9 protein-coding genes are annotated in these 12083 nt (G+C 62.9%); 6 read left to right on the top strand and 3 right to left on the bottom strand.

The features are described from left to right. Positions 1-248 precede the first annotated feature (248 nt). Positions 249-1658 carry an MATE family efflux transporter gene (locus F8N66_RS15245; protein WP_150770977.1) on the top strand — a complete coding sequence of 470 codons (1410 nt, stop codon included), beginning with the start codon at positions 249-251 and terminating at the stop codon, positions 1656-1658. Between the two features lie 119 nt (positions 1659-1777). Here F8N66_RS15245 and tusA read toward each other — a convergent pair whose 3' ends face one another. Continuing rightward, the gene (gene tusA / locus F8N66_RS15240) at positions 1778-2029 is read right to left on the bottom strand and encodes a sulfurtransferase TusA (protein WP_095197341.1); all 252 of its coding nucleotides are present in this window, start codon (positions 2027-2029) and stop codon (positions 1778-1780) included. A gap of 179 nt (positions 2030-2208) precedes the next feature. Beyond that, positions 2209-3282 (bottom strand): 23S rRNA (cytidine(2498)-2'-O)-methyltransferase RlmM, encoded by a 1074-nt coding sequence (gene rlmM / locus F8N66_RS15230; RefSeq protein WP_150770976.1) that lies wholly within the window; start codon positions 3280-3282, stop codon positions 2209-2211. A 367-nt stretch (positions 3283-3649) separates the two neighbouring features. On the opposite strand from rlmM, the gene acnA reads away from it, so the two are divergent. The 3 genes from acnA (at position 3650) to F8N66_RS15215 (ending at position 9092) form a co-directional block, all read left to right on the top strand. Then, a complete protein-coding gene (acnA, locus tag F8N66_RS15225) occupies positions 3650-6391 on the top strand; it encodes an aconitate hydratase AcnA (RefSeq protein ID WP_150770975.1) in 2742 nt (913 codons plus the stop codon). Positions 6392-6629: 238 nt separating this feature from the next. Beyond that, on the top strand, positions 6630-7421 hold the full coding sequence (locus F8N66_RS15220; protein ID WP_150770974.1) for a CPBP family intramembrane glutamic endopeptidase: 792 nt from the start codon (positions 6630-6632) through the stop codon (positions 7419-7421). Positions 7422-7526: 105 nt separating this feature from the next. Next, positions 7527-9092: a methyl-accepting chemotaxis protein gene (locus F8N66_RS15215; RefSeq protein ID WP_150770973.1), complete on the top strand. Its 1566-nt coding sequence runs from the start codon at positions 7527-7529 to the stop codon at positions 9090-9092. A 177-nt stretch (positions 9093-9269) separates the two neighbouring features. Here the strand turns inward: F8N66_RS15215 and F8N66_RS15210 are convergent, their stop codons facing one another. Continuing rightward, a complete protein-coding gene (locus F8N66_RS15210) occupies positions 9270-9947 on the bottom strand; it encodes an alpha/beta family hydrolase (RefSeq protein ID WP_150770972.1) in 678 nt (225 codons plus the stop codon). A 91-nt stretch (positions 9948-10038) separates the two neighbouring features. On the opposite strand from F8N66_RS15210, the gene ccoN reads away from it, so the two are divergent. Continuing rightward, positions 10039-11463, top strand: coding sequence for a cytochrome-c oxidase, cbb3-type subunit I (gene ccoN / locus F8N66_RS15205; protein ID WP_150770971.1), 1425 nt, complete (start codon positions 10039-10041; stop codon positions 11461-11463). A 10-nt stretch (positions 11464-11473) separates the two neighbouring features. Beyond that, positions 11474-12082, top strand: coding sequence for a cytochrome-c oxidase, cbb3-type subunit II (gene ccoO, locus F8N66_RS15200; protein ID WP_150770970.1), 609 nt, complete (start codon positions 11474-11476; stop codon positions 12080-12082). Position 12083 lies beyond the last annotated feature (1 nt).

Genomic DNA, 12083 nt, shown 5'->3' with positions numbered 1-12083 from the left:
GGGATGGCAGTGTAGGCGTAGATGGCACATAACGCCTAGCTCACATGCCTGTGCAGGAGCTGCCGGAGGCTCAGGCCGCGTTCGGACGATCATGTGGGAACAAAATCAAAAGATCGCAGCCTACGGCAGCTCCTACAAAAAACGCGCAGGGCGAAGGATTACAAATCCCTAACACAGTCTTTTCCTGACCGCTGCGTCAACGCGTAGAATGCCCGGCCTGCGCATCAAAACCTCTGGACGCTTCGCTTGTGAATTCCGTGACCGACACCAACGCCACCACCGCCCACCCCCGCACGACCCCGGTTCGCCAGGAACTCAAGGGCCTGCTCGGGCTGGCGCTGCCGATCATGATCGCGCAGCTGGCCACCACGGCCATGGGCTTCGTCGACGCCGTCATGGCTGGCCGCGTCAGCCCGCGAGATCTGGCTTCGGTGGCGCTGGGTAACTCGATCTGGATTCCGGTTTACCTGTTGATGTCGGGCGTACTGCTGGCCACCACACCCAAGGTCGCCCAGCGCTTTGGCGCCGCGCAACTGGACGAAATCGGCCCTCTGGTTCGCCAGGCCATGTGGCTGGCGCTGTGTGTCGGGCTGATCGGCAGCGGCCTGCTGCTCAGCGCCGAGCCGATCCTGCACTGGATGAAAGTCGATCCACAGTTGATCGAGCCGAGCATGGGCTACCTGCACGGCATCGCCTTCGGCCTGCCGGGCATTGCGTTCTATTACGTACTGCGCTGCTACAGCGATGGCATGGGCCGCACGCGGCCGAGCATGGTCATCGGTTTGTGCGGGCTGCTGCTGAACATCCCGCTGAACTATGCGCTGATCTATGGCCATTTCGGCATGCCCGCCCTGGGCGGCGTCGGCTGTGGCTGGGCCAGCGGCATTGTGATGTGGTTCATGGCCTTGAGCATGGCCGGCTGGACCGGCTGGGCGCCCTTCTATGCCCGCACCCGGGTGCTGGCGCGGTTCGAACGCCCGCAGTGGACGGTGATCAAGCGCCTTGTGAGCATCGGCCTGCCGATCGGTATCGCGGTGTTCGCCGAATCAAGCATCTTCGCGGTGATCGCCCTGTTGATCGGCAGCCTCGGCTCCACCGTGGTCGCCGGGCACCAGATCGCCCTGAACATCAGCTCGCTGCTGTTCATGATTCCTTATTCCCTGGGCATGGCGGTGACGGTGCGGGTCGGCCAGGCGCTGGGCGCGGGCAATCCTTATCAAGCGCGTTTCGCGGCGAAAGTCGGATTGGGCGCAGCGTTGGTGTTTGCCGCGTTTTCGGCGAGCCTGATCATGTTGCTGCGCGAACCCATCGCTTCGATCTACACCCCTGACAAACAAGTGATCCAGATTGCCTCGATGTTGATCGTCTATGCCGCGCTGTATCAGTTTTCCGATGCCATCCAGGTGATCTGCGCCGGTGCGCTGCGCGGCTACCAGGACACACGGGTGACGATGATCCTGACGCTCTTCGCCTATTGGGGCATCGGCCTGCCGGTGGGCTACGTATTGGGGTTGACCGACTGGTTCGGTCCGGCCAGCGGCCCGAGCGGGCTGTGGGAAGGCTTGATCGCCGGCCTGAGTTGTGCGGCGCTGATGCTGTCGATCCGCTTGACGCGCAGTGCTCGCAAGCGGATTCGCGTCAGCCACCGAGCGGGTTGATCGCGCTACCTGTAGGAACGAGCACGCGAAAAACCTGACGGCGCCGCGTTCCTTCAGACAACCCTCGTTATCGTTGACGTCCATCGCGAGCAGGCTCGCGCCTACAGGGGCCCGGTGGTTTAACCAGACTTCTTGCGAATCCAGTACAGGTAGGTGCCCGCGTCTTCATGCTGCGCCACCAGTTCGTGATCGAGAAACACGCAGAACTTGGGGATGTCGCGACGGGTCGACGGGTCGGTGGCGATCACCTTGAGCAGGCCGCCGGGCACCAGGTCACGGATGTGCTGGTGCAGCATCATCACCGGCTCCGGGCAGTTGAGGCCGGTGGCGTCGAGGGTGCCGTCAACCGGCGTATCAGTCATTTCGCTCATGATTCACTCCTGAAACTGGCCGGCATTGTCGCGCATTGCCGGGTGTTCGGTCATCTGTGACATTACGCCGCCCCCTGTGGGAGCGGGCTTGCTCGCGAAGAGGCCGTGTCAGTCACCATCAATGTTGAATGTCAGACCGCATTCGCGAGCAAGCCCGCTCCCACATTGGCCCGCGTAGATCAGCGGGACTTGGGTTTCTTTACGTCCAGTCGGCGCAGGTGGCAGGTCACTTCCTCGCGGTCGTGGTACAGCTGCTTGCAGCCGATCTCGACCTTGATGCCCCGCGCCTTGAAGCCATCGGCGATGCGCTCCAGCAGACGCTTCACTTCGGCGTAACGCTGCTTCATCGGCAACTTGAGGTTGACCACCGCTTCGCGGCAATGCCCCTCGCCAATCCACTCTTCCAGCATCGCGGCGTTGCGCGCCGGTTTCTCGACGATGTCGCAGACCATCCAGTCCACTGGCTGCCTGGGCTTGAAGGTGAAGCCGTCGGCCATCAGGTGTTGCACCAGACCGGTGTCCATCAGGCTTTCGGCCATCGGGCCGTTGTCGATGGCGGTCACCAGCATGCCGCGATTGACCAGCTGCCAGGTCCAGCCACCGGGCGCGGCACCCAGGTCGACGCCGGTCATGTCGCTGTGCAGGCGCTCGTCCCACTGCTCGCGGGGGATGAAGTGGTGCCAGGCTTCTTCCAGCTTCAGGGTCGAACGGCTCGGCGCCTCGCGAGGGAATTTCAGCCGCGGAATGCCCATCGGCCACATGGCCGAGTTGTTCGCCTCTGCCAGCCCGACGAACACTTCACGGCCGCTCTTGAACGTCAGCAGCAGGCGCGGCTTGTGGGCGTCGTCCACCAGTTTGCCGGCACCGGTCAGCGCCTTGCGCAACGGGCCTTCGAACTTCTTGCAGAAGTTCGACAGCTCCTTGCCATCGTTGGTGTCGACCACTTCCAGCCACAGGCTGCCGCAGGTCGGGAAATCCGCCAGGTGCGCGAGGATCACGCTGATGCGGTCGGTTTCCGGCAGATCGATGAAGATCCCCCGGGCCCATTGACGCGGGAAAATCAACTGATCGAAACGCTGGCCACGCATCAGGCGTTCGGCGCCGTCTTCTTCAGTGCAGACAAATTCGGCGCAGGCGCTGGCGGTCTTGGCCTTGGCATAACCGGCCACGTTCAGCCGTGCGGCGAGGTCGGAAATCTCGGAACAGACTTCACCTTCGAAGCCCGGTCGGCAATGCATAAAAAGGGTGTTCATTCTTACTCCTGGGCAGATGGCGAGAAATTCAGCCACTGCGCGATGCCCAGGCTTGCCCTGGAGCAAAGCCTGTCACGAAAACCGGCGCATGATAGCCGAGTTCGCAAGCCTGGACGCGATCCCTTGGTCCCTGCCCTCGATCAATCCCGGTGGATGGCGGGTATCCATTGGTTTAGCGGGCTAACACCATCCGGCAATGGCCGCTATCCGATAGAACGATCAGGATGGTCATAGACTCTGAGTATCGTACCCACCCGATGCCATAAAGATCATCCGGTGGTTAGCCTAACGCACCAAACAGGGCTAGGTTTAATGCTCTGCCCGTTCCCTCAGTCCGTAGCCGTGCGGACGCAAAGGAGTGATCGCAATGCCGTCCCTCGATAGCCTGAAAACCCTTAAAACCCTGCAAGTCGACAACAAGACCTATCACTACTTCAGCCTGCCGGACGCCGCCAAGAGCCTGGGCGACCTGGACAAGCTGCCGATGTCGTTGAAAGTGCTGCTGGAAAACCTGCTGCGCTGGGAAGACGCGAAAACCGTCACCGGCGCCGATCTCAAGGCCATCGCCGCTTGGCTCAAGGAGCGTCGCTCCGACCGGGAAATCCAGTACCGCCCGGCGCGGGTGCTGATGCAAGACTTCACCGGCGTGCCTGCCGTGGTCGACCTGGCCGCCATGCGCGCGGCGATGGCCAAGGCCGGCGGCAACCCGCAGCGGATCAACCCGCTGTCGCCGGTGGACCTGGTGATCGACCACTCGGTGATGGTCGACAAGTTCGCCACCAGCAGCGCCTTCGAACAGAACGTCGATATCGAGATGCAGCGCAATGGCGAGCGCTACGCGTTCCTGCGCTGGGGCCAGAGTGCCTTCGATAATTTCAGCGTGGTGCCGCCGGGCACCGGGATCTGCCACCAGGTGAACCTGGAATACCTGGGCCGCACGGTCTGGACCAAGGACGAAGACGGCCGCACGTACGCCTTCCCGGACACGCTGGTGGGCACCGACTCCCACACCACCATGATCAATGGCCTCGGCGTGCTCGGCTGGGGCGTCGGCGGTATCGAGGCGGAAGCGGCGATGCTCGGCCAACCGGTGTCGATGCTGATTCCGGAAGTGATCGGCTTCAAGCTCACGGGCAAGCTCAAGGAAGGCATCACCGCCACAGACCTGGTGCTGACCGTCACCCAGATGCTGCGCAAGAAAGGCGTGGTCGGCAAATTCGTCGAGTTCTACGGTGACGGCCTCGCCGACCTGCCGCTGGCGGACCGCGCCACCATCGCCAACATGGCCCCGGAATACGGCGCCACCTGTGGTTTCTTCCCGGTGGACGACGTCACGCTGGACTACCTGCGCCTGTCCGGCCGCCCGGTCGACACCGTGAAACTGGTCGAGGCCTACAGCAAGGCGCAAGGCCTGTGGCGCTTGCCGGGCCAGGAACCGGTGTTCACCGACAGCCTGGCGCTGGACATGGCCAGCGTCGAAGCCAGCCTCGCCGGCCCCAAACGCCCGCAAGACCGGGTATCGCTGCCGAACGTCGCGCAAGCGTTCAGCGATTTCCTCGGCGTCCAGCTCAAACCCACCAGCAAGGAAGAAGGCCGCCTGGAAAGCGAGGGCGGTGGCGGCGTGGCGGTGGGCAATGCGGATATGGCCGGCGAAGCGGACTATGACTTCGAGGGCCAGACCCACCGCCTGAAAAACGGCGCGGTGGTGATTGCCGCGATCACCTCCTGCACCAATACCTCCAACCCGAGCGTGATGATGGCCGCCGGCCTGGTGGCGAAAAAAGCCGTGGAAAAAGGCCTGCGGCGCAAGCCCTGGGTGAAAAGCTCGCTGGCTCCCGGCTCGAAAGTGGTCACCGACTACTATAAGGCGGCCGGGCTGACGCAATACCTGGATGAACTGGGCTTTGCCCTGGTCGGCTACGGCTGCACCACCTGCATCGGCAACTCCGGCCCCTTGCCGGAACCGATCGAAAAAGCCATCCAGAAAGCCGACCTGACAGTGGCCTCGGTCTTGTCGGGCAACCGTAACTTCGAAGGCCGGGTTCATCCGCTGGTGAAAACCAACTGGCTGGCCTCGCCACCACTGGTGGTGGCGTATGCCCTGGCCGGCACCGTGCGCATCGACCTTAGTCGCGAGCCGTTGGGTGAAGACCGCAACGGCCAGCTGGTGTACCTGCGCGACATCTGGCCGAGCACTCAGGAAATCGCCGACGCCGTGGAACAGGTCAACACCGCGATGTTCCACAAGGAGTACGCCGAAGTGTTTGCCGGCGACGAACAATGGCAGGCCATCGAAGTGCCCCAGGCGGCCACCTACGTCTGGCAGGCGGATTCGACCTACATCCAGCACCCGCCGTTCTTCGATGACATCGGTGGGCCGCCGCCGGTGGTCAAGGACGTCGCCGGTGCCCGCGTCCTGGCGTTGCTCGGCGATTCGGTGACCACCGACCACATTTCCCCGGCCGGCAACATCAAGGCCGACAGCCCGGCGGGCCGCTACCTGCGTGAGAAAGGGGTGGAACCGCGGGACTTCAACTCCTACGGCTCGCGACGCGGCAACCACGAAGTGATGATGCGCGGCACCTTCGCCAACATCCGCATTCGCAATGAAATGCTCGGCGGCGAAGAAGGGGGCAACACCCTCTACATCCCGACCGGGGAAAAACTGGCGATCTACGACGCAGCCATGCGTTACCAGGCCGCGGGCACGCCGCTGGTGGTGATCGCAGGGCAGGAATACGGCACCGGTTCGAGCCGCGACTGGGCAGCCAAGGGCACCAATCTGCTGGGGGTCAAAGCGGTCATCGCCGAAAGTTTCGAGCGCATCCACCGCTCCAACCTGGTGGGCATGGGCGTGCTGCCGCTGCAGTTCAAACTCGATCAGAACCGCAAGAGCCTGAACCTCAAAGGCACCGAAACTGTGGACATCCTGGGCCTGACCGGCGTCGAACTGACACCCCGGATGAACCTGACCCTGGTCATCACCCGTGAAAATGGCACCCGCGAGAAAGTCGAAGTGCTGTGCCGGATCGATACGCTCAACGAGGTGGAATACTTCAAGTCGGGAGGGATCTTGCATTATGTGTTGCGGCAGTTGATTGCTTCGTGATTTACCGCTGACAAGGACACCGCCTTCGGGCGGTGTTTTTGTCTGGGCGCCGGCCCTTACAATCCCCCCACGTCAAGCTCAGGGTGTCACGCACACCACATAACCACTGTGGGAGCGGGCTTGCTCGCGAAGAGGCTGTAACCTTCAACATCTAATTCGACGGGTACACCGCTTTCGCGAGCAAGCCCGCTCCCACAAGGGATTGGGTGCAACCTAAACATCGAAACAAGGATTTTCAATGCTCACCCTGCCATGGAGCTACCTGGCCCTCCTCTCCCTCGGCTACGGCATGGCGCTGGCCTATGGCCGGCTCGGCTGGCTCGCCGCGCTCCCCGTCGCGCTGCTGCTGATCGCCGGTTTTGCCGCCCGCCAACCCAAGCTCCCGCTCGGCCGCTACCTCGGCCACGCCCTGTTCATCGTGCTGGCCCTGGCGCTGGCAACGCACTGGCTGCCCGGTTTCTACAACGCTCGCGTCATCGATCCGCAACGCTTCACCGACGATGCCGTGCCGTTTTCCCTGTACCTGAACCTGGACAAACCCCTGATCGGCTTCTGGTTGCTGCTGGCCTGCCCGTGGATTATCGGCCGGCGCTCGCTGCGGCTGTTCCTCCCGGCCACGGCCCTGGCACTGACCCTGAGCGCCCTGCTGGCCTTGGGCGGCGCGCTGATGCTGGGCGTGATCGCCTGGGCACCGAAATGGCCGGAACACGCCGTCTTGTGGCTGCTCAACAATTTGCTGCTGGTGACGCTGGTCGAGGAAGCACTGTTTCGCGGCTATATACAGGGCGGCCTGAGCCGGCGCCTGGGACATTTGCCCCACGGCGACCATCTGGCCCTGTTGCTCGCTTCGTTGTTATTCGGCCTCGCGCACCTGGGTGCCGGCTGGCAGTGGGTGTTGCTGGCGAGCCTGGCCGGGATCGGGTACGGCCTGGCCTACCGTTTCGGCGGGCTGGCGGCGGCCATCGCCACGCATTTCGGCTTGAATCTGCTGCACTTCGGGCTGTTCACCTATCCGATGCTCGCCGGCTGACGCAAGGGTCATTTTGCGACGCGTCGCTGATTATCGAAAAATAATCTCAACAAATCCCGGGGCATGCCGATACAGCACTTGAAAGCCTTGCGGATGAAAAAAGCCATGCGTAACAACCAGCCAATTACACAACGCGAGCGGACCTTTCCGGCCCAGCAACGGTTGATTTCCACCACCGATGCCAAGGGCATGATCACCTACTGCAACGACGACTTCGTCGAGATCAGCGGGTTTTCGCGCGAGGAACTGATCCGTGCGCCGCACAATCTGGTGCGTCACCCCGACGTGCCGGCCGCGGTGTTCGCGCACATGTGGGGCACACTGAAACAAGGCTTGCCATGGATGGGTATTGTCAAGAATCGCTGCAAGACCGGTGATCACTATTGGGTTAACGCCTATGTGACACCGATCTTCGAAGGCAACCAGGTGATCGGTTACGAGTCGGTGCGGGTCAAACCCTCCGCCGAACAGATCCGCCGTGCCGAAGCGCTTTACCAACGCATCAACCAGGGCAAGCCGGCGGTTCCTGCCACCGATAAATGGCTGCCGGTCCTTCAGGACTGGCTGCCGTTCATTCTGGTTAGCCAGTTGAGCTTCATGATCGGTGCCTCGCTTAACTCCCAGTGGGGCTTTGCCCTGGCCGCCGGTCTTTCGGTGCCGCTGGGCCTGATGGGCCTGAGTTGGCAGCAACGCGGCATCAAGCGTTTGTTGCGCCTGGCCGAGCAGACCACGTCCGACCCGTTGATCGCGCAGATGTACACCGACAGCCGTGGCGCCCAGGCGCGCCTGGAGATGTCGATCCTCAGCCAGGAAGCCCGCCTGAAAACCTGCCTGACGCGTCTGCAGGACACCGCCGAACACCTGACCGAGCAGGCGAAGCAGTCCGACGCCCTGGCGCACAACAGCTCCACGGGCCTGGAACGCCAGCGCGTGGAAACCGAGCAAGTGGCCACCGCCGTCAACCAGATGGCCGCCACCACTCAGGAAGTCGCCAGCCACGTGCAGCGCACCGCCGATGCGACCCAGGAAGCCAACCGCCTGACCGGGCGCGGTCGTGACATTGCCGGGGAAACCCGCGAAGCCATCCAGCGCCTGTCGGTGGTGGTCGGGGAAACCGGTCAGACCGTGACCCAACTGGCCAAGGACAGCGATGAAATCGGCGGCGTGGTCGACGTGATCAAAGGCATCGCCGACCAGACCAACCTGCTGGCGCTCAACGCCGCCATTGAAGCGGCCCGCGCCGGCGAGATGGGCCGGGGCTTTGCGGTGGTGGCCGATGAAGTCCGGCAACTGGCGCAACGCACCAGCGAATCCACCGGGCAGATTCACGCCCTGATCGCCAAGCTGCAGCAAACCGCCGGCACCGCGGTGCAAACCATGGAAGCCGGGCATCGCCAGGCCGAAGAAGGCGTGGCACGGGTGCTGGAAGCGGATCAGGCGCTGGTGGGGATCAGCGAAGCGGTGGCCAACATCACCGACATGACCACCCAGATCGCGGCGGCGACCGAAGAGCAAAGCGCCGTGGCCGAAGAAATCAGCCGCAACATCAGCAACATTTCGCACCTGGCTGACCAGACCTCGGAACAGGCGCAGAACTCGGCGCTGTTGAGTGAAGAGCTGACCAAGACGGCGAATACCCAGTATTCGCTGGTGGAGCGGTTTAACCGCTGATTGATGCTGAGAACAGAAAACCCGGACGGTGAAAGCCTCCGGGTTTTTTATTGTCAGTCTGAGAATCCTGCTGCCTGACAGGCCGCATTCGCGAGCAAGCCCGCTCCCACATTGGGAACGCGCTCACCCGTGGGAGCGGGCTTGCTCGCGAAGAGGCCATGACGGGCACTGCAAATCTCACTGGAGAAATGCCGCAACCCTCCCCGCCGCAGCCGCCAAATGCTGCTCATGGCTAAACCCGGAAACCTTCAACGGCTTCAAATCATGATCCCCCGCCACCAGCCAAAACACCTCGATGCCCGGTGACAGCTCATACCCCGCGACGGCCTCACGATTACCCAATGCATCGCGCTCCCCCTGCACGATCAGCGCCCGCGTCTTCAACCCGGCCAGATGCTCGACCCGCGGCTTCTGCGGCTTGCCCACGGCATAAAACGGATAGCCCAGGCACACCAGCGCATCCGCGCCCAGTTCGTCCGCCAGCAAACTGGCCATCCGCCCGCCCATGGACTTGCCGCCGATGGCCAATGGCCCAGCGACATGGCGTCGCACCTCGGCATACACCTCACGCCAGCATTCCAGCAGTTTCGGTGCCGGATTGGGCGGTCGTTTGCCGCCATCGACACGCCGCTGCGCCATGTAGGGAAACTCGAAGCGCAACACGTTGACGCCCAGCGCCGCGAGGCGTGCGGCCATGTCGTTCATCCAGTCGCTGTCCATCGGCGCACCGGCGCCATGGGCGAGGATCAGCGTGGCCGACGCCGGCGCCACGGCGGCGTTCCACAACCATCCATGATCCTGCACGCACTGCGCCCATTGATCCCCGTCAATACCGGCCTTGTGCTGTTTGTCCATGCTTGCCTCGCTTTTAGTCTGCCTATAACTCCAGGCGAAGGGGACGTTGCCTTGCACACGCCCACTTCGGCTGAACCGTGGATGGGGAACCATGAACACTTCTATCAGTACCGCCTACAACTACAAGGTGGTCCGCCAATTCGCCATTATGACGGTGGTGTGGGGCATCGTCGGCATGGGGCTCGGGGTTTTTCTCGCGGCCCAGTTGGTCTGGCCCGAACTCAACTTCAACCTGCCGTGGACCAGCTTCGGGCGGCTGCGCCCGCTGCACACCAACGCGGTGATCTTCGCCTTCGGCGGCTGCGCCCTGTTCGCCAGTTCGTTCTACTCGGTGCAACGGACCTGCCAGACCCAGCTGTTTGCGCCGAAAATCGCCGCGTTCTGCTTCTGGGGCTGGCAGCTTGTAATCCTCTTGGCGGCCATCAGCCTGCCGCTGGGCTACACCAGTTCCAAGGAATACGCCGAGCTGGAATGGCCGATCGACATCCTGATCACCATCGTCTGGGTCGCCTACGCCATCGTGTTCTTCGGCACGATCATGCAGCGCAAGACCAAACACATTTATGTGGGCAACTGGTTCTTTGGCGGGTTCATCATCACTGTCGCCATCCTGCACATCGTCAACAACCTTGAGTTGCCGGTGAGTTTTACCAAGTCCTACTCGCTGTACGCCGGTGCGACCGACGCCATGGTGCAATGGTGGTACGGCCACAACGCCGTGGGCTTTTTCCTCACCGCCGGTTTCCTCGGCATGATGTATTACTTCGTGCCCAAGCAGGCCGAACGCCCGGTGTACTCCTATCGCCTGTCGATCGTGCACTTCTGGGCACTGATTACCCTGTACATCTGGGCCGGTCCGCACCACCTGCACTACACCGCGCTGCCGGACTGGGCACAGTCGCTGGGCATGGTGATGTCGCTGATCCTGCTGGCGCCGAGCTGGGGCGGCATGATCAACGGCATGATGACCCTCTCGGGCGCCTGGCATAAGTTGCGCAGCGACCCGATCCTGCGCTTCCTCGTGGTGTCGCTGGCGTTCTACGGCATGTCGACCTTCGAAGGGCCGATGATGGCGATCAAGACGGTCAACGCCCTCTCCCACTACACCGACTGGACCATCGGCCACGTCCACGCCGGCGCGCTCGGCTGGGTGGCGATGATTTCCATCGGCGCGCTGTACCACATGATCCCGAAAGTCTTCGGACGCGAGCAGATGCACAGCATCGGCCTGATTAACGCGCACTTCTGGCTGGCCACCATCGGCACCGTGCTCTACATCGCCTCGATGTGGGTCAACGGCATCGCCCAGGGCCTGATGTGGCGTGCGGTGAACGAGGACGGCACGCTGACCTACTCCTTCGTCGAGACCCTGGTGGCCAGCCACCCCGGCTTCGTCGTGCGGCTGGTGGGCGGGGCGATCTTCCTCAGCGGCATGTTCCTGATGGCTTACAACACCTGGCGCACCGTGCGGGCCTCGCAGCCTGCCGACGTCGCCGCTGCCGCGCAGATGGCCTGAGGAGTCCGCCATGAAACACGAAACAATCGAGAAAAACGTCGGCCTGCTGATGCTGCTGATGGTATTGGCCGTGAGCATCGGCGGCCTGACCCAGATCGTCCCGCTGTTCTTCCAGGACGTGACCAATAAGCCGGTGGAAGGCATGAAGCCCTACACCGCGCTGCAACTGGAAGGCCGCGACCTCTACATCCGTGAAGGCTGTGTCGGTTGCCACTCGCAGATGATCCGCCCGTTCCGTGCCGAGACCGAACGCTACGGCCACTACTCGGTGGCGGGGGAAAGCGTCTGGGATCACCCGTTCCTGTGGGGTTCGAAACGCACCGGCCCGGACCTCGCCCGGGTCGGCGCGCGCTACTCGGATGACTGGCACCGCGCGCACTTGTACAACCCGCGCAACGTGGTGCCGGAATCGAAGATGCCCGCCTACCCGTGGCTGGTGGCCAACCCGCTCGACAGCAGCCACACCGAAACCAAGTTGCGCGCCATGCGCACCCTCGGTGTGCCCTACACCGATGAGGACATTGCCGGCAGCGTCGAGTCGCTCAAGGGCAAGACCGAAATGGACGCGCTGGTCGCCTACCTGCAAGTGCTTGGCACTGCGATCAAGAGCAAGAGGTGAG

The organism is Pseudomonas fluorescens (assembly GCF_902498195.1).
Lineage (GTDB): Bacteria > Pseudomonadota > Gammaproteobacteria > Pseudomonadales > Pseudomonadaceae > Aquipseudomonas > Aquipseudomonas fluorescens_BU.
This window is presented reverse-complemented; position numbering and strand designations above follow the sequence as displayed.

What these genes read in the sequence shown, in the direction of transcription:
- tusA (WP_095197341.1), bottom strand. Translation starts at nt 2,029, where the DNA reads ATGAGCGAAATGACTGATACGCCGGTTGACGGCACCCTCGACGCCACC.
- rlmM (WP_150770976.1), bottom strand. Translation starts at nt 3,282, where the DNA reads ATGAACACCCTTTTTATGCATTGCCGACCGGGCTTCGAAGGTGAAGTC.
- acnA (WP_150770975.1), top strand. Translation starts at nt 3,650, where the DNA reads ATGCCGTCCCTCGATAGCCTGAAAACCCTTAAAACCCTGCAAGTCGAC.
- F8N66_RS15220 (WP_150770974.1), top strand. Translation starts at nt 6,630, where the DNA reads ATGCTCACCCTGCCATGGAGCTACCTGGCCCTCCTCTCCCTCGGCTAC.
- F8N66_RS15215 (WP_150770973.1), top strand. Translation starts at nt 7,527, where the DNA reads ATGCGTAACAACCAGCCAATTACACAACGCGAGCGGACCTTTCCGGCC.
- F8N66_RS15210 (WP_150770972.1), bottom strand. Translation starts at nt 9,947, where the DNA reads ATGGACAAACAGCACAAGGCCGGTATTGACGGGGATCAATGGGCGCAG.
- ccoN (WP_150770971.1), top strand. Translation starts at nt 10,039, where the DNA reads ATGAACACTTCTATCAGTACCGCCTACAACTACAAGGTGGTCCGCCAA.
- ccoO (WP_150770970.1), top strand. Translation starts at nt 11,474, where the DNA reads ATGAAACACGAAACAATCGAGAAAAACGTCGGCCTGCTGATGCTGCTG.